This is a genomic window from Sporocytophaga myxococcoides DSM 11118 (assembly GCF_000426725.1).
Lineage (GTDB): Bacteria > Bacteroidota > Bacteroidia > Cytophagales > Cytophagaceae > Sporocytophaga > Sporocytophaga myxococcoides.
The window spans coordinates 835,346-854,872 of the sequence record NZ_KE384560.1; the positions used below are offsets into that span (position 1 = coordinate 835,346).

11 protein-coding genes are annotated in these 19,527 nt (G+C 37.2%); 8 read left to right on the top strand and 3 right to left on the bottom strand.

Annotated elements, in window-relative coordinates; all coding sequences use genetic code 11:
- The first annotated feature begins 301 nt into the window (after positions 1 to 301).
- Genes K350_RS0121895 through K350_RS0121905 form a run of 3 tightly spaced genes read left to right on the top strand, consistent with a single transcriptional unit; the run spans position 302 to position 8,027 of the window.
- Positions 302 to 937, top strand: coding sequence for a hypothetical protein (locus K350_RS0121895; protein WP_028981730.1), 636 nt, complete (start codon positions 302 to 304; stop codon positions 935 to 937).
- 46 nt (positions 938 to 983) lie between these two features.
- The gene (locus K350_RS0121900) at positions 984 to 3,098 is read left to right on the top strand and encodes a flotillin family protein (RefSeq protein ID WP_028981731.1); all 2,115 of its coding nucleotides are present in this window, start codon (positions 984 to 986) and stop codon (positions 3,096 to 3,098) included.
- Positions 3,099 to 3,119: 21 nt separating this feature from the next.
- On the top strand, positions 3,120 to 8,027 hold the full coding sequence (locus K350_RS0121905; protein WP_028981732.1) for a DNA repair ATPase: 4,908 nt from the start codon (positions 3,120 to 3,122) through the stop codon (positions 8,025 to 8,027).
- A 20-nt stretch (positions 8,028 to 8,047) separates the two neighbouring features.
- Here the strand turns inward: K350_RS0121905 and K350_RS29910 are convergent, their stop codons facing one another.
- The 3 genes from K350_RS29910 to K350_RS0121920 form a co-directional block, all read right to left on the bottom strand.
- On the bottom strand, positions 8,048 to 8,485 hold the full coding sequence (locus tag K350_RS29910) for a phospholipase D-like domain-containing protein (RefSeq protein WP_051313480.1): 438 nt from the start codon (positions 8,483 to 8,485) through the stop codon (positions 8,048 to 8,050).
- 63 nt (positions 8,486 to 8,548) lie between these two features.
- Positions 8,549 to 9,280, bottom strand: coding sequence for a PspA/IM30 family protein (locus tag K350_RS0121915; RefSeq protein WP_028981733.1), 732 nt, complete (start codon positions 9,278 to 9,280; stop codon positions 8,549 to 8,551).
- Positions 9,281 to 9,324: 44 nt separating this feature from the next.
- Positions 9,325 to 9,615, bottom strand: a complete 291-nt coding sequence (locus K350_RS0121920) for a J domain-containing protein (RefSeq protein ID WP_162144201.1) — start codon at positions 9,613 to 9,615, stop codon at positions 9,325 to 9,327.
- Positions 9,616 to 9,877: 262 nt separating this feature from the next.
- On the opposite strand from K350_RS0121920, the gene K350_RS0121925 reads away from it, so the two are divergent.
- The 5 genes from K350_RS0121925 (at position 9,878) to K350_RS0121945 (ending at position 19,412) form a co-directional block, all read left to right on the top strand.
- Entirely contained in the window at positions 9,878 to 10,570 is a 693-nt protein-coding gene (locus K350_RS0121925; RefSeq protein ID WP_028981735.1) for an NUDIX hydrolase, read from the top strand.
- Positions 10,571 to 10,742: 172 nt separating this feature from the next.
- The gene (locus tag K350_RS0121930; RefSeq protein WP_028981736.1) at positions 10,743 to 11,654 is read left to right on the top strand and encodes an NUDIX domain-containing protein; all 912 of its coding nucleotides are present in this window, start codon (positions 10,743 to 10,745) and stop codon (positions 11,652 to 11,654) included.
- A 243-nt stretch (positions 11,655 to 11,897) separates the two neighbouring features.
- A complete protein-coding gene (locus tag K350_RS29915; protein ID WP_037576589.1) occupies positions 11,898 to 13,355 on the top strand; it encodes a nicotinate phosphoribosyltransferase in 1,458 nt (485 codons plus the stop codon).
- Between the two features lie 262 nt (positions 13,356 to 13,617).
- Positions 13,618 to 17,622 (top strand): glycosyl hydrolase family 8, encoded by a 4,005-nt coding sequence (locus K350_RS31580; protein ID WP_051313482.1) that lies wholly within the window; start codon positions 13,618 to 13,620, stop codon positions 17,620 to 17,622.
- Between the two features lie 191 nt (positions 17,623 to 17,813).
- A complete protein-coding gene (locus K350_RS0121945) occupies positions 17,814 to 19,412 on the top strand; it encodes a class I SAM-dependent methyltransferase (protein WP_028981737.1) in 1,599 nt (532 codons plus the stop codon).
- Positions 19,413 to 19,527 lie beyond the last annotated feature (115 nt).

A 19,527-nucleotide genomic window follows, 5' to 3' on the forward strand; every position in this document is an offset into this window, starting at 1 on the left:
ATTAAAAATGAATATCATTCAAAATATGAAGTGACAAAATAGTTAATATCGATAGTAATTTCCAATAAATGATTCATTTTTCGATTGGAAGTCCAGTAGAAAAATTAGGATCTGGGCTATTAAGAATTTTGGTGTAAGGGAAAAAAATGACCGAATATTTTTTTCTTGAAAAAATTTAACTTTTAAAGTTCTTTTTATATATATTTGATTATCATTTTTAGTTAAGGTAAAAATAGCTTTTAACCATTTATTTACTAACCTTTTTATTGTATAACCGTAATCGAATTACAATTCTGAATCAATGAATGAATTATTAACGGAATCTTTTAAAAATTCAAATTTACCAGTTACCATTTTACTTCTTCTGGTGTTGTTTTATTGGGTTATAAACCTGGTCGGTTTGTTTGATCTGGACATGCTTCATGGCGATGTTGAACTGGATAAGGGACACATCGAAGTTGAAACGGATTCTGACTCAATTTTAGGAAAGACTTTTGATTTCGGAGATCTTCCAATAGCCATCGTAATCAGTTTCTTCGTCCTTTTTTTCTGGATGATCACAATATTGACGAATTACTATCTTGGGAATTCTTCCTTATTTTTTGCTTTAATAATATATATTCCCGCAATCATAGGGTCTTTTATTGTAACACGTCTCATTACAATTCCACTGGCCAAAATATATAGTTTGCTTAAATTAAATACGGAAGAGGCTGATACAATTAGCGACTATACCGGTTCTGTCTGTACAGTTTTTGTGGAAACTACTTCAGAAAGAAATGGTCAGGGAGAAATCAACAGGAATGGCGACCCGATCAGAATTAATATTAGGACATATCCCGGTAAGTTGCTTTCAAAAGGAAGTTCAGCTCTTTTAATCGAATATGTCAAAGGTGGCGAGTACTATATCGCTGAACCATATGATTCCGAAAAATAAACTAATTATAAACACATATTAACAACTCTTATAAATCTTAAATCCAATGTTAGAGAATGTATTAATGACGACAATTCTGATAGGAATTTTTTTCGTCGTGATGATCCTTGTTCTGTTAGTAAAATGGTATAAAAAAGTACCACAAGGAAAAGCTATCGTAAGAACAGGTGCAGGAGGAACGAAGGTTACATTTACTGCTATGTTTGTGATTCCGGTTCTTCATAAAATGGAGATCATGGATATCTCTCTGAAAACACTACACATAAAAAGAATTGGAAAAGATGGGCTTATTTGTCAGGATAACATACGTGCAGATATAGAAGTGGCTTTTTTTGTAAGAGTGAATAAAGGAGGAGAAGATGTTATAAAAGTAGCTCAGACAATTGGTTGTGAGCGTGCTTCGCACAAAGAAACACTTGTTTCTATTTTTGATTCGAAGTTTTCGGAGGCCCTGAAAACGGTAGGTAGAAGATTTGATTTTGTATCTCTCTATTCAGACAGAGATAAATTTAAAAAAGAAATCCTTGATATCATCGGTACTGACCTAAACGGATATCATCTTGATGATTGTGCTATAGATTATCTTGAGCAGACTTCACTGGAGTTTATGAAAACTGATAATATCCTTGATTCACAAGGTATCAAGAAGATCACTGAAATTACAGCTCAACAAAAGATTCTTGCAAATGAAATCAAAAGAAATGAAGAAAAGGTACTTCGTAAGCAGGATGTAGAAGCAAAAGAGGCTATTCTGGAGTTGAACCGTCAGCTTGCTGAAAGTGAAGAGAAACAGCAGAGAGAGATTGCCATTATTCGTGCAAGAGAAAAAGCCGAAGCCGATAAGGTAATGGCAGAAGAAAAGCTGAAATCAGAACTTGCCAGAATAAAATCAGAAGAAGGCATTCAGGTTGCCGAGGAAAATAAACAAAGACAAATTATTGTGGCTTCTAAAAGCAAAGAAAGAACGGATGCTGTTGAAACGCAACGTGTGGAGAAAGATAAGTTACTTGAAGCAAATGAGAAAGAAAGAGTTGTTGCTCTGGCGATAATTGAAAAAGATAAAGCTCTTGAAGAAGAAAAGAAAAATATTCAGGATGTGATCAGAGAGCGTGTAATGGTTGAAAAAACAGTCGTTACAGAAGAAGAAAAGATAAAAGATGCGAAAGCATTTGCTGAAGCAAACAGAAATAAAGAAGTAGCAATTACCAATGCAACGACTCAGGCCGAAGAGCTGAAAGTGAAAGAGATCAAAATGGCAGAAGCAATGAAAGCAGCTGCAGAGATCAAAGCGTTGCAGTTGATGTTAGAAGCTGAAGCTGCTCAAAAGGCATCTGCAAGCCAGGCTGACGCAAGAAGAACAATTGCGGAAGTAACTGTTCTTGAAGAATCTACCAAAGGTATGGCTGAAGCTCAGGTAATTGAGGCTAAAGCAAAAGCTTTGGAAAAACAAGGAACTACAGAGGCATTGGTTTTAGAGAAAAAATCTGTTGCAGAGGCGAAAGGTATAGAAGCTAAAGCAACTGCAGAGGCAAAAGGTATAGAAGCCAAAGCTGCTGCTGATGAGAAAAAAGGTACAATGGAAGCTACTGTTTTACATAAGAAAATGGAAGCAGAAGCTCAGGGTATCACTCAGAAAGCAGATGCTATGAAGAAACTGGATGGAGTTGGTAAGGATCACGAAGAGTTTAAACTTAGATTGGATAAAGAGAAGTCTATCGAGCTTGCTGAGATCACTATTCAGAAAGATATCGCCGAAGCTCAGGCTAAAGTTATCTCTGAGGCATTGAAGGCTTCTAAGATCGAAATTGTGGGCGGTGAAACAATGTTCTTTGATAAAATTATTGGTTCAATCACAAAAGGAAAGTCGCTTGATAAAATGGTAGATAACAGTAAATTGCTTACTGATATCAAAGGCTCATTCTTAGGTGATGGAAATGAGAATTTACTGGAAAGAATACAGGACCTATTAGGCAAGCACAAGCTGTCTACTGAGGATATTAAGAACCTTTCTATTTCTGCTCTGATATTAAAGTTAAGCTCAGGAACTGTTGACAATGCTCTTAAAAACACTCTAGCTTCTGTATTGAATGAAGCAAGAGATTTGGGTATTGCAAACCAGACGCTTGAAAATCTTGGAATAAAGATTAAAACAAAAGAATAAAAAGTCAAGATTTAAGTAATCATGGCAGAAGTAAAACCTGAAAATACTTCAGATTCTAAAGTAGTACAACTTGATTCCGGTACTTATGAAGTGTTGCGAAGCAGACTCGATAGGTCAGGCAAGGACCTGCGGAATAGGTTGGGTAAACTTAACGAAGACAGAAAGAATGTTTTCGGTGCTATAGAGCAGAAGCTTGTAGCAACGGCGAGGATTACCACAGAAAATAATTGTGTGCCCAGAGATATGGTTTCTCTGGGTACTTATCTTTTATTCGGTTACAACGTTCACATTGGCTTAAGGTCGGAAACCGTTCTCACGGACGTATTCAGCATCTATCAGTATAAAGACCATTCCTTTGTTCATGTTGGACTTAATAAAATCCAGACTGAACTCTTTGAATCGGATTTTAAAGAACTTTATAAGTATTACAAAAACACTTTCTTCGAAAAGTTTGCAGTCATTGGTCCTTATTTGTATATGGTCTTCCGTATCGGGAAAGGCGCCAAAGATATTAAGACATTCAAATGGCTTATTAGTGGTGAGGAATTAAAATACGAGGGAAATAGAAGCGAACACGAATATAAATTTCCTCCTCAATATGGATTTGAATGGGAGCGTACCTCCAGAGATTATCACAGGAAAGGTAAACACCCTCATGTCTCTGTTCGGGACAAGGTCTTCATAGAAACAATAGGTGGTGATTTAACAATTAAGATTGAAGACAATACTGAAAACGGAGAAGGTATCTACTCCGAACCTGTTGAGGATAAGGATCAGAGACTGGATGATGCAGAGATGTATTATGCAGATCTTGGCAATATCATCCTGCTGAAGATAAAACCTTTTAAAGAAGATAAATTCCGGTATATAGTCTATAATGATAAAATCAAAAAGGCGCAAAGGATTGATGCAATAAAGGATTCCTGTGTTTTACTTCCTGAGAGTCATGGTGTCATTTTTTCTAAAGGTTATTACCTGCAAACTGGAGAATTTAAACTTTTTGATAACGATCTTCAGGGGCTCAGATTTGAAAAAAGAATTCAGTCTCCGAATGGAGAAGACTATCTTTATGTGTTTTATAATGATGAGCATGGCGCATACATTTTGCTTCCATATAATCTGATAGAACAAAAAGTTGATAACCTTATTCTTTGTCATGGTTATTCCATTTTTGACAATGGAGAGCTGATCTATTTTAATGATCAGAATGAACCTGCAAAACATCATACCATACAAATATGGAGTTCTGCATATTGCAGCAGCACTTATGTACCTCCTGTAGTTCCTGATTCTTATTTGTATAAAATCGGAAACAAGGACATTGTGCGTTGTATGGCAGAATGTTCGGAAGTACTTGGTCTTCTTTCCAAGAACGACGAAGCCTATTCAAATCTATACCTTGATATTGTTAAGATAAGTACTGACCTGCTTGATTCTTATTATTGGATCAGGGATGAAGCTACATTCAATCTGGGGTTGCCTGTTGCAGAGATTAAAACAACTGCTTCAGCTACCATCGAAGAATTTGAAAAGGTAGTCAGGATAAAAAAGAATACTTTAGATCAGGTCAAAAAGCAAACAGACCGCGCAAAAGCAATTCTTGAGCAGATAAAGCGTGACAGGTTTGAAGATATAAATACTTTTGTCAATATTCTTTCGGAGTTAAGATCCCTTAGAGGTGATATTATTTCTTTGAAAGAACTTAGATACGTTGATCTTCAGTCTGTCAGCGATCTTGAAAAGAATATCTCTGATGAATCTGAAAAGCTTTCTGTAAGATGTGTTGAATTCCTTTTGCAGGAAAAAGCTTTGCTCCCTTACCACGAAAGAGTAAATGCTCTAAAGCTTTCTGCAGAGAAGGTTATCAAAGTTACCGAGGCAAATAAGACAGAAGAAGAGATTGTTCAGGTGAGCAATGAGCTTGAAATGCTGATTCAGATAGTCAGTAACCTGAAGATCGAAGATGCTACTCAGACTACCAAAATCATTGATACGATTTCTCTCATTTTCTCCGAGATCAATAAATTAAAGGCTTCTCTCAAAAACAGAAAGCTGGATTTGAGAAAATCAGAGAGCGAAGCCGAATTTAATTCACAGATTAAACTACTGGACCAGTCCATTGTAAACTATCTGGATATAAGTTCAACTCCTGAGAAATGTGAGGAATTTCTTTCCAAGTTAATGATACAGCTGGAAGAGCTTGAAGCAAAATTCCCAGACTTTGATGGCTTTATTAGAATTGTTTCTGAAAAGAGGGAAGAACTTTACGGGGCTTTTGAAAACCGCAAGTTATCTTTAATTGAGGCTCGTAATAATAGAGCTAATGCATTGATGAGTGCTGCGGAACGTATCTTGTCAGGAGCAAAGAACAGAGTGGCAACCTTTGAAACTGTTGCTGAGATCAATGGCTATTTCGCCTCTGATCTGATGATGGATAAACTCAGAGATATTGTAAAACAATTAAATGATCTGAGCGATACCATAAAAGCCGACGACATTCAGGGCAGAATGAAAAATCTCCGTGAAACAACACTTAGACAATTGAAGGATAAGAAGGAGTTGTTTGTCGGAGGCGCCAATGTAGTGAAGTTCGGAAACTATAATTTTTCAGTTAACACGCAAGCGCTGGAGCTTACCATGGTGAGCAGGCAGGAAGAGATGTACTTCCACATTACTGGAACGAGTTTCTTTGAAAAAGTAACAGACCCTGAATTTCTTAATACAAAACCTTTCTGGAGTCAACACCTGATATCTGAAAACGAACATGTTTACAGAGGAGAATACCTTGCCTGGCTTATTTTTAACGAGGGACAAGTAAATTCCAAATATGACAAAAATCATTTGGTGAAACTTGATGAATCTTCTCTTACTGCAGTTGTTCAGGAATTCATGTCAAACAGGTATTCCGAAGGTTATGTCAAAGGAGTGAATGACAGGGATGCTGCTATGATACTTAAAGCTCTTTTAAATATTGAAGGAGGTCTTGATCTTCTTAGATACTCTTCTGAAGCCAGGGCATGTGCAAGGTTTTACTGGCTACACATTCTTGATGAAAAATCAAGGCGAAGTTTCGATTTAAGATTAAAAGGAATTGGAAGCATCCTTAAAATTTTTCCTGGGAAAAATACTCATCAGGAGATTATAAATCTTCTTAAAACTGGTATACAGACCTTCATAGAACAAACTCATTTTTTTGAATCGGAGATTGCCTCTGAAGCTGCGGATTATCTGTTTGATGAAATGGTGAGAGGAAATGTATTTGTGATCAGTCATGAAGCTCTTGAGCTTACCAAGGCATTTAATGCATTTCTGAAGAAGAAGAAATATGAAGAAGAATGTATTGCTTCAGTACAAAATCTTGAAGGTAGTCCTGTCAATCAGTTTGATCTGACAAGGAACTGGTTAAAAGCGTTTATTGATAGTGAAAAATCTTCCAGTCATGAATTTGTGGATGAAGCAGCTGTGATATTATTGTCCGGAGTTGATAATTGTAAGGAAGTAGTTGCCAAATCAGAAGTTACGCTAGAAGGATTATCCGGAAGTCACAACCTGATTCAAAATGGTAACTACCAGTTGCATTTTAATAAATTCGCTAAGAAGTTATCTCGCTACCAAAGAGAGGTTGTTGCTGGTTATTCAGCTTTTGTGAAGAAGAAAAGTGCTTTGACAGAAGGTTTCAGAGCTGACTTAAGACTTGAAGAATATAAAACAAATGTGCTAAGTTCTTTTGTTCGTAATAAGCTGATAGATGATGTGTATCTTCCTTTAATAGGGGCAAATCTTGCAAAGCAGATAGGGGTGGTAGGAGAGAACAAACGTACAGATCAGATGGGTATGTTGCTTTTGATTTCTCCTCCAGGATATGGTAAAACTACCCTGATGGAATACGTCGCTAATAGACTGGGCTTGATCTTTATGAAGATCAATGGTCCCGCTATAGGACATAAGATCACTTCTGTTGATCCTTCTGAAGCTCAGAACGGAGCTGCAAGAGAGGAGCTGGAAAAGCTGAACCTTGCATTTGAAATGGGCGACAATGTTATGATTTATATTGATGATATTCAGCATTGCAATCCTGAGTTCCTTCAAAAGTTTATTTCACTTTGCGATGCCCAGCGGAAGATAGAAGGTATTTATAAAGGGAAGTCCAAGACTTACGATTTTCGTGGAAAGAAAGTCTGCATAGTAATGGCTGGAAACCCTTATACTGAAAGCGGAGAGAAATTCAGAATTCCAGATATGCTTGCCAACAGGGCAGATACATATAATCTTGGTGATATTATCGGTGACAAAGCGGATGTGTTTAAGTTAAGCTACATAGAAAACTGTCTGACCTCAAACACAATTACTGCAAAGGTTGCCAATAAAAGCCTTAAGGATATTTACTCTTTTGTTAAAATTGCTGAAACAGGAGATAATACAGGTCTTGATTTTGAAGTAGCTTATGCTGCTGAAGAAACAAATGAGATCGTATCTATCCTTCAGAAGCTTGTGGCAATAAGAGATACTGTTCTCAGAGTTAATCAGGAATACATCCATTCTGCCTCACAAGCCGAGGAGTTCAGAAATGAACCTGTATTTAAACTACAGGGTTCATACCGGAATATGAATAAGATGGCAGAGAAAGTAGTCCCTGTAATGAATGAGGCGGAATTGAGAATGCTTATTAATACGCATTATCAAAACGAAGCACAGACTTTGACTACCGGTACGGAGGCGAATATGCTGAAGTTTAAAGATATTACAGGAAAAATCACTCCTGAGGAAAAGGCCAGATGGGAAGATATTAAAACTACCTTTAAGAAAAACCAACGCTTTAAAGGCATTGGTGATTCAGGTCAGATAACTCAGCTGCTTACACAACTTGCAATGCTGGGAGATGGTGTTGAAGGTATAAAACAAGCAATAGAAAAAAAGTCTTCCGAATAAGGAAGACTTTTTTATTTTTTTTAATAATCATCTAACTGCTCCCAGAGCTTATCAAATTCACCTTTAAAGCCTTTTACTATTTCCTTATCTGAAGTAAATATGACGTTTTCGTGGTTGTATAAAGCAGCACTTCTGGTCCAGTTGTAACTTCCGGTAAGCGCTATCCTGTTATCAATAATTGCAAACTTGTGATGCATGTGATAAGGAGACTTGTCCACCTTTATCTCAATTCCACATCTATGTAGCTTTTCAATATCCGATCCTTCGTCATAACATTTGTCATTATCAGTGATGATTCGGACATTTATACCGAACTTATGTCTGGCGATGATAATGTCGGTTATCAGATCGTCGCTGATGGTAAAGACACAGATTTTGAGTGAAGAAATAGATTGATTGAGTTGTTCAATGATGGCATGACGACAATCTTCGCCTGGACTGAAAAATACTTTATTCATAAGGAAACAGCCTGAAAAGCTGAAAGAAAGAAGGCCACCTGTAGTGGCCTTTATGTAATTTGATTAATTTTCTAATTTTTTTGTAGAATCAAGTGCAATTTTTGCCTTCAGATGTGCTAGTGAATCGGCAATTAATGGATGTGTCAGACTGCCTTCCAATGCCTTGTTGATTTGATCATCCACTGATTTATTATTGTCGGCTATTGCTCCGTATGATTGTGCCAGCGCCTCTTCCTGATTAATCTTGTCCTTCATTTTCTCCAACATTCTTAATGTATTATTGGCATCAAGTCCTGCAAGTTTCTGATTAAAATCTTTAGTGCTCTTAGCTACTTTTACACGGGCTTTTAGAGTATCTAGTTCACCTTCCCATCCGTCTATTTTACTTTTAAGCAATTTATTGTTGCTCTCAATTTTTGAAGCCATATCATTGTATTGCTTCACTGTACTGCTTAATGTCTCAATCTGAGAAATTGCGGAATGTCTTTTCATCAAAGCTTCGCTTGCAAGTCTGTCTCCTTCTGAAGGATCAAGTCCTCCGGTCTGAGCCTTCTGCAATAGTAATACAGCTTTATGTTCGTATTCCAGTGCAATTTTATTTTTTTCCTTTTGATCGTTTTCAGCCTTTATAGCAAGAGCTTTAACCTCAGCAAGACTTTTCAGTCCTTTGTTCAAATCTTCACGAAGATCCCGCAATCCCTGCTCAATCATATTTATTGGATTTTCAAGTTTATCTAGAGCAGCGTGAGCTTCAGCTTCACCAATTTTAAAAAGTCTTTTGAACCAGTTTAACATATTACAAATTTTAAGATATCAGATTTAATTCTATTGGTTAGCGGTTAATATTTTCCGTTAAATTTCTTTTCAAAATAATTATACGCCTCATTCAATTTCCTGGTTATTTCCTCAGCTATTTTGCGTTTCTCTTCAGAATGAACGTGTTTATCAGGGTGATATTTCCTGATCAGTTCTTTATAAGATACTTTAATTTCATTGAAGCCAGCACCATATTTCACTTCTAGATTGGCGTAATATTCTGCTTCTTTCTTTAATCCTGGTTCCATTGGCTTTATTGGAGGATGATCAGTCTCTTCAAACGTATCTTTTCCATTTTCTAAATCCTCTTTCAAAAATTTTGTTTTCGGAAGATTTGATTTTAGACTATTGAGAAATCTTTTTATCAACATAAAAAACTGTATTCCAATTTATAAAAAAATATTTACAACGAAAAATCTTAGTTGAATTATACCATTCCCGGACCGTTGTGGTTTGTATAATCTTCATAAGAAGAAAAACAAATGCGAAAAATTCATAAATTGTTTGTTATTTAATCGGGATGAATGCTTAAAAAAAATGTTTTTCAACGGCTAAGTTTATTTGAATTTAATAAAAATGAAAATCAAGCAGGAGATCTATATCACAGTTGATGCTGTTTTATTTGGCTATTCGAGAGAGTCAGGCATTTCAGTACTTCTGATAAAAAGGAAGATAGAGCCTTTTATTCACAAATGGGCGCTTCCGGGAGGTTTTGTGCAGGATAATGAATCTCTTGAGGATGCAGTAATGAGGGAATTGAATGAAGAGGCTGGTGTTAAGATCAATTATCTGGAACAGCTGTATACTTTTGGCAAGCCTGATAGAGATCCCAGAGCACGTGTGGTTTCTGTGGTTTATTTTGGTCTGGTAAAACCTGATTCGTATAAACCCTTAGCAAGTACAGATGCTGAAGATGCTGCTTGGTTCAGCATGGATCATTTACCTAAACTAGCTTTTGATCATAAATCCATCATCCTGACTGCCTTGGAAAGACTGCGAGGTAAAATAACCTATGAACCTATAGGTTTTGATCTGCTGCCTGCAAAGTTTCCTTTTTCTGATCTTGAAAAATTGTACATAACAGTCCTGGGAAGAGAACTGGATCGCAGGAATTTTAAAAAGAAAGTAATGAACCTAGGAATAGTGGAGGAGCTTGACGAAAAAGCACCAGTAAACTCTGCCGGCCGTCCTGGAAACCTCTATAAATTTAATCGTGATAAATATCAAAAGTTGAAGAGAGATGGCTTTTCATTTGAAATGAATGCATAAGCTTTACTTTTTAAAAATAATTTTTTTGACTCTAAATTTATTGTAAATCAGTAAATTGCTTTGAAATTCAATAATTAATGTAAAAAATACGCAAAATGTTTTGTGAATGTAAAACTTAACTTTTTAATTTGCGTTATAATTACACAAATATATACTTTAAATATCATTTTTTATGAAAACAACAGGGGTAATAATAGCAAGATTTCAGACTCCGGTACTGCACGAAGGGCACTTCAATCTTATCAACTATGTTCGGGAGAGACATAACAAGGTTGTGATCGTCCTTGGAGTTAGTTCTGTAAAAGGGAGTACAAAAAATCCTCTGGATTTTTATACAAGGGAACGTATGGTAAAGAAGGAGTTTCCTGAAATAGTAGTGCTACCACTGGCTGATTGCAGGGATGATGCTACATGGTCAACCAACCTGGATGGGATGTTATCAATCACTTTTAACAATGAAAAGTGCATTCTTTACGGAAGCAGAGATAGTTTTATTCCTTACTATTCTGGTAAAAATGAAGTGAAGGAAATTCCGCAGACGAGTGATTTCAGCGGTACTAGCCTTAGAGACCAGATATGCGACAAGGTAATGGACTCTGAGGATTTCCGATGTGGGGTTATTTATGCTTATTACAACAGATATCCTTCTGTATATGCTACTCTTGATATAGCTCTTTTTAAAGATGATAATAGCAAGATATTATTGGGAAGAAGAAATTCAGAAGGCAAATGGCGTTTGCCTGGTGGATTCTCTGATCCGACTGATAACGATTATGAGTCTGCTGCATTAAGAGAATTGCATGAAGAGTGCGGTCCTGTTGAGGTGGATGCAATGCAGTATGAAAAGTCTTTTAAAGTTAATGACTGGAGATATAAGCAAGAGACTGATAAAATCATTACCCTTATGTTCAGCTGTAACTATATGTATGGCGAAATAGAGGGAGCAGACGATTTAGATGAAGTTCAATGGATACAATTAAACAAGATCACTGCTATGATAGAAAATAATGAAATTGTTGATGAGCATTTTCCTCAATTACAATTCCTTGTCAATAAATACTGTAAAGTTTTAAGCAGTAAATAAGCTTAAAGCGGAAAGCTAAAAGCTTAAAGTTTAAACTGAAAAGGATAAACTTTCCTTGGTCATCCTGAGCCCTGCGAAGGATTTGAGGCACAAATAAATTCAGGTCCCTCATTCTTCGGGATGACAAAGCAAGGGTTCTGAATAATTTAACTTATGCAAGAGTCCATCTTATTTTCGGAGAAGGATTTGGTCTTAAGTATAAGCGATAAGTTTTTAAGAAATTTTATAAACCCCCAAATAGCTATGATACCTTCAATATTAAAAAGAAAAGAAAATCTGATATTGTTAGCAGATGCTTATAAATATTCTCATCATAAACTTTACTATCCTGGAACGACTAAAATTTATTCATACCTCGAAAGCAGGGGTGGAAAATTTGAAGAGACTGTCTTTTTTGGTCTGCAATATTTTATTAAAGAATACCTTGAAGGGCAAGTCATTACCAAGGAAGGTATCGATGAAGCAGAAGCATTGATGCATCAGGTATTCGGAAGAAATGATGTTTTTGATAGAAGCATATTTGATTATATTCTTAACGTACATGGTGGTAAACTTCCTGTCAGAATAAAGGCCGTTCCAGAGGGAACCGCTGTACCGGTGCACAATCTTTTGATGACTATAGAAAACACCGATCCCAAATGTTTCTGGCTTTCTAATTTTCTTGAAAGCCTGTTAATGCAGGTTTGGTATCCATTGACAGTAGCAACTTTGTCAAGAGAAATTAAGAAAATCATAACTAAATATTATAATGCAACAGCTAGCGCTGGTGCCGAAGCGGGGATAGATTTTGTCCTGAATGATTTTGGATTCAGAGGTGTCAGTTCCGTTGAAAGTGGCGGCATAGGCGGGCTTGCCCACCTGGTTAATTTTAATGGTAGTGATACCATTCAGGCTTCTGTTTTTGCAAAAAGATATTATGGCGCTGATAAGGTCTACGGCTTGTCTGTACCTGCAACGGAACACTCAGTATGCACACTGCTTGGAGAAGAAGGAGAATTAAATGTATTACGTCATGTTCTAGATACTTTTCCATCCGGAATAGTGGCCTGTGTTTCTGACTCATTTAACATATTTCGTGCGTGTGAAGAATACTGGGGAGATCAGCTGAAACATAAAGTGCTTGAAAGAGATGGGGTACTTGTAATACGTCCGGATTCAGGAGATCCAGTCATGACTTTATTAAAAGTTTTTGAAGTCCTATTTAAACAGTTTGGTTATATAACCAATGAAAAAGGTTTTAAAGTTTTGCCTCCACAAGTAAGGATTATTCAGGGTGATGGTATCAATTATGAATCCATTATCGATATCTATGAAGCTTTAAGACAAAATGAAATTTCAGCAGAAAACCTTGTATTGGGTATGGGCGGTGCCTTACTTCAAAAGGTTGACAGAGATACACAGAAGTTTGCATTGAAATGTGCTTACGCTGAAATTGATGGTCAAGGCAGAAATGTCAAGAAGTCTCCTATTGAAATGGATAGAAACGGTAAGCTTGCTCCTTCTTTTAAAAAGTCAAAGTCCGGAGTTTTAAAACTTATTAAAGATGGATCTGGGTATCAGACTGTCAACGATGATCAATACCCTGAATTTAGGGATATTTTAGAAACAGTTTTTGAAAATGGAAAAATTGTAAAGGAATACACTTTTGAAGAGGTAAGGCAAAATGCAGATATTTATTCCAAATCAAAAGTTAATATCTAAAGGATGGAAAGAATATCTTAGATCATTTTAATTTCTAAAGGTTAGTTTCTAATCTTATTTTAATGCATTGAAAAAGAGACTCTTTTCAATGCATTTTTTTTTGAAATAATATTTAAACTATCCTATTTATTATCAGTTAAATACATCGGCGAGTTGAAAAAGCTCAAGTTTTTCTAGTAAAAATTATACTTTAATGGTTACATTTGGCTTTTGAAAAAGTATAAATCTTTCATTCTTTCTACTGCAATTAAAAAAATCGAAAATGAGATATCCCAAAATCGAAAAAATCTTTTCTGTTTTTGCTGTTATCATCTTGACTTTTAACTTGAGTCAAGCACAGATAAACACACCATCAGGTGCAACAAAACCATTCGGATCCAATTCCTCCTATGAATATGGTTTATTGCCAGCGAACCTTCCCTCCACCGGAAGTTATGGCAAAGCATCTGAAATAGCTTCAATATATAATCAATGGAAGACGGATTATGTAGAAAATTGTGGTAACGATAAAGCAAGAGTGAAATGGGATGATCAATCAAAAACTGTTTCTGAAGGAATAGGATATGGTATGCTCCTGGCAGCTTATGCAGCAGACCAAGATCTTTTTAACAGGCTATGGGCTTATTATAAACAGTTTAGAAATTCACATGGTGTTATGCACTGGAGAATCAATGGTTGTAATAGCGTATCTGACCAGAATGGGGCAACAGATGCCGAGTTAGATGCTGCCATGGCATTGATAGTAGCGAATTATCAGTGGCCTAATTCAACCTCTCCTCACAATTATAAAACTGATGCAGTAGCTTTGATAAAAGCAATAAAGGATTGGGAAATCAATAAGTCAGATGGAACTTTTGAGAATGGTGATATGTGGAAGCCGGCTTGCCGCAATCCTTCTTACCAGGCTCCTGGTTATGCCAGGATATTTAAAGTTTTTATGGCTGAAAATGGAAATGCTGATAATTCATTTTGGGACAATGTAGTAGCCAAAACAGAGGGCCTGCTCATAAATAATGCACATTCTTCTTCCGGTTTGGCAACGAATTGGTGCACTCCTGCTGGTCCTCCAAGTGGTTCATGCAGTGGTTCTGGAACAGCACCTGATAAGTTTGGCTTTGATGCTTGCAGAGCTCCATGGAGGCAGGCAACTAATTATATATGGTTTGGATCTTCAGGAATGCAAACGATCATTAATAGACAGGCTGATTTATGGATAGGAAAAGGTGGTGCAGGCACTGTACAGGGGGGGGATAATATGAATCATGACGGCAGTGGGTCAGGATATCATAATTCAGCATTTGTAGGTATGGTTGGAGCTATGTCATTAGGAGCTTCGAATACAACCAACCATCAGAATTTCTGTAATGCCATGTATTCTGAAAATAAAAATAACAGCCTGGCGCCAAATTACTTTTCAAAAATTCTTCAGATGATTGGTCTTTTTGTTCAGACTGGTAATTTCTGGAATCCATACCAGGCTGGAGGAACAACTAACAATTCGCCTTCGGTATCTTTAACTTCTCCTTCGGGAGATATTTCAGCTTGTCAGGGCACAAGTGTTTCTTTGGTTGCAAATGCAACAGACTCGGATGGCACGATCAGCAAAGTTGAATTTTATAATGGAACTACCTTAATCGCTACAGTCACTTCTTCGCCTTATTCATACAGTTGGACAAATGCGCCGGTTGGTTCATTGACGGTCACAGCAAAAGCTTATGATGATGATAATGCAGTCACTACTTCTGCATCAAGAACCATCACGGTAACTGCCTTACCTGCAGCGCCGGGAGTGACTGCAAGTTTAAGTTATTGTCTTGGAGGAACTGCATCTGCTTTATCTGCAACAGGAACATCTTTAAAATGGTATACCGAAGCGACCGGTGGTACAGCAAGTACGACGGCTCCTACACCTTCTACAAGTACAGCAGGTTCTAAAATGTATTATGTGTCCCAAACTACCAGTGGATGTGAAAGTTCAAGAGCGACCATAACAGTAAATGTTTCTCAACCAGCTGCACCAACTGTCACCTCTCCGGTAAATTATTGTCAGGGAGCGACAGCTTCAGCTTTAACGGCGACAGGAACATCATTAAAATGGTATACAGATGCAACTGGAGGTAATGCCGCCACAACGGCTCCTACACCTTCTACAAGCACAACAGGCTCTAAAATATATTATGTTTCACAGACTACCAGTGGATGTGAAAGCTCAAGAGCAAGTATAACAGTAACAGTATCTCAAGCACCATTAGCACCAGCAGTAACTTCTTCTGTTAGCTATTGCCAGGGAGCTTCTGCATCTGCATTAACTGCAACAGGTACTTCATTAAAATGGTATACAGAATCAACAGGTGGTACTTCAAGCACGACTGCGCCGGTTCCTTCAACAACGACGGCAGGAACTCAGAATTATTATGTCTCTCAGGCATCCGGTGGATGTGAAAGTCCAAGATCAACAATCACTGTAACTGTTATTCAAAGTTCTGCTCCGGTTGTAACTTCCTCTGTAAGCTATTGCCTGGGTGCTACGGCCTCTGCCTTAACCGCAACAGGTACTTCATTGAGATGGTATACTTTGCCAACAGGTGGAACTTCTTCCACAACGGCTCCAACACCATCAACATCGACGGCAGGTACACAATCCTATTATGTATCTCAGACTTCTGGGAATTGTGAAAGTCCAAGAGCTTTAATAACTGTTACAGTAAATCAAACAGCAGTTCCTGCAGTAACTTCTCAGGTAAATTATTGTCAGGGCGCATCTGCTGCACAATTGACTGCAACAGGAACCTCTTTAAAATGGTATTTAGCTGCAACAAACGGAACCTCTTCCACAACAGCGCCAACACCTACAACAACAAGTACCGGAACTCAGAATTATTGGGTTACCCAAACTTTAAACTCTTGTGAAAGTTCTCGTGCTCAGATAACAGTCTCGGTAGGTGCGGCAACAACTGCTCCGACTGTGACATCTCCAGTCTCTTATTGCCAGGGCGCTGCTTCAACAGCTTTAAGTGCTTCAGGTACCAATCTTAAATGGTATACCTCTTCAGCAGGAGGGACAGCAACTACTGTTGCGCCAGTTCCTTCTACTCAGGTTTCTGGTAACACATCTTATTTTGTTTCTCAGACCGGAAATGGTTGTGAAAGTGCCAGGACAGAAATTAAAGTTACTATAAAGGCAGCTCCTGCTGCGCCATCAGTTCAGTCTCCTGTTATTTATGGATTATCAGAGGTAGCTACACCGTTATCTGCTTCAGGAACTAGCCTAAAATGGTATACTACTCAGACTGCAGGAACGAGTTCGTCTGTTGCTCCGACTCCTTCTACCTCAGTCGAGGGAACAATTACTTATTATGTAAGTCAGACAAATGCAGAAGGTTGTGAAAGTCCAAGATCTGCCATCGTGGTGAATGTGTTAGATCTTCTTCCTGTTTACAGGACGGCTACAGCTCCAGTCATTGACGGGGAGGAAGATAATATATGGAGTAATATCGGAGAAAAGAATATTTCCAAGGTAATACTGCCTACAGTATCAAGTCCTGCTGATTTGTCCGGAACTTTCAAAGTTCTATGGAATGATCAATATTTTTACCTTTTAGCAGATATCACAGATGATGTAAAAACCAGTGACAGCGACCCTGTCTATGAAGATGATGGTATTGAGTTATTTTTTGACATAGGAAATAACAAACCTTCAACTTATGGAAACAATGATGTGCAGTATACATTCAAATGGAATGGTACCACTGTCTCTTCTAATCCGGAAGGAAGATCTGTTACCGGAATAAATTATTCCATGAAAGCTACCACGAATGGATATGTTTTTGAGGTAAGAATTCCTTGGTCAACACTTCAAGCTTCACCACTTGTAGGTCAATTACATGGAATTGATATTCATGTAAACGATGATGACAATGGTGGAGCGCGAGATGGTAAAATCTCCTGGGCAGCTATTAGTGATGATGCGTGGCAAAACCCTTCACTCTTAGGAACTATGATTCTTAAAGAGATGCCGGTCATAGCTGGCATTTCAAACGGAAGTATATCGGGCTTAAAGTATTATCCTAATCCTTTCAATAACTTTGTAGAAATTGAGGGACTAAGCGAAGAAGTAAGCTATTCTTTGATAAATGTAAATGGCCAGACAGTGCAGTCTGGAAAAACAACCGGAAAAATTAATACAGATTGTATCCCTGGAGTTTATAGTTTGATTCTAAATTTAGAATCAGGAAATCAATGTATTAAACTTGTTAAAATAGATTAATTTGTAAAGATCAATTATAAATAACATTGGCAAAGGTGCATTGCAATTCAATGCACCTTTTTTATTTTATATTATTACTCTCATTTTACCCGCTTTGCTATAGAATTAGTACATTGCATCAGTTTCAAAGGATTAATTAAAAGATATTTAATTGATTTTTAACGCTGTTTTTCTATAATATTTTACTTACTATGTATATTCTCTTTCCAGGTCGTCACCAACTTCTCACAGACTTTCAGTTTAAATATTTATATAGAATCATTCAGGCTGGGCTGGAAAAAGAGGCTGACGTATATGGCAATCCACTTAATATTTCTGCAAAGGTAAGCGCAATTGTTTTTGCAGTGACTTCTGCTAATCATTCCAATACAAGACGAAATCCATTGCCTTTCTATCTAAGGGCCATAGCTTTGGAAAGTTTTTCTGATAACCTTAATATTCCATCATACATCTATGGTATAGAAGACGTAGGCAACAGAGAAGATTTTGCTACCTATACAATCAAGAGGATTAAACATGAAAGCGATGGACATATAGATATGAAGCATGAGAATACGGTGGTTGTATGCTCTACGCCAGTGATGGAAATGTATCAGAAGCTGGGATATAAAATTCTACCGGCAGAACTGGAAGACATTAATACCTGGAAAATGATTACCGATCAACCCTGGGATCTGGTAGAGCATGTAGCCAAGGGAGCGGAGGACTGGCGGAGGGACAAGTATCTCCTTAGCAAAATACATCCGGCATCTTATAATGTATGGCTGCGCTATAATGTTGGTGATAAGGTAAGGACATTATTCAGTGATAAGATTGTCGGTGAAGACGGAGACATCACAGCAACAAGAGATTATAATTCTTATGTGAGGCAAATGGATGAAATAGCAGAGATGAAGTACAATGATACCGCCATTCATGTAAAGCCAGGAAGAATAGGCGATATAGGCTGCGCAGTGGGCTCATGGATCAAGTTAGCTTGTCAGGATGCACGCTTGAGAGAATCAGATTTTTATGGAATTGAAGTTTCACGCCATTTATTTGAAATTTGTCAGCAAAGAAAAAATAATGGAGAGTTTCAGAATCCTTTCGTATTTTTTGCACAGAAGAATGCGGTGACCGGATTGGTGTTTGATCAGAGATCAATGAACACAATCTTTACTTCTTCACTTACTCATGAGATTGAATCTTATGGCTCCAGAGAAGACTTGATTAAGTTTATTAAAAATCGTTATGATGAATTGGTAATCGGAGGGGTATGGATCAACAGAGATGTTGTAGGGCCTGAGAATAAAGAGCAGATCGTTTATATGAATCTGAATGTGAATGATGGAAGGAATGATGATTTTGAATTGGAGTTTGCAGAAAGAACAGAATTGTCAAAGTATCTCACCGGGCTTTCTACTTATGGAAGGTTTAAAAGATTTGCGAGAGATTTTAGAAAGAAGGAGGGATATAAGCTAGAGTTCAAGGAAAAAAATGTCAATGGTAAATCTTTAGTCGAGCTTACGTTAAGAGATGCTACGGAGTTTATAACCAAAAAGGATTACACAGACAACTGGATGAGTGAAATGCACGAAACATTTGCCTTTTGGTCTTTCAATGAGTGGAAGGTTGAAATGGAAAAAACAGGATTTGAAATAAGTACACAATCTATTGCCTTCTCAAATCCATGGATTGTTGAGAATAGATTTAAGGGAAAAATTGAATTGTATAAAATTGAAGATGGAAATCTATCTTTAATGGATTATCCCGTTACTAATATGTTTATGATAGCTGAAAGAAAGATATAAAGCTCCTATAAATACAGTAACTCGTAGCCTTCTCCTAATTCCTTCTTCAATAAATTCTTAACCATCTAATCTGGTCCATAACAATGGTTCTTTATAAAAGAAACTGTTGTAAATT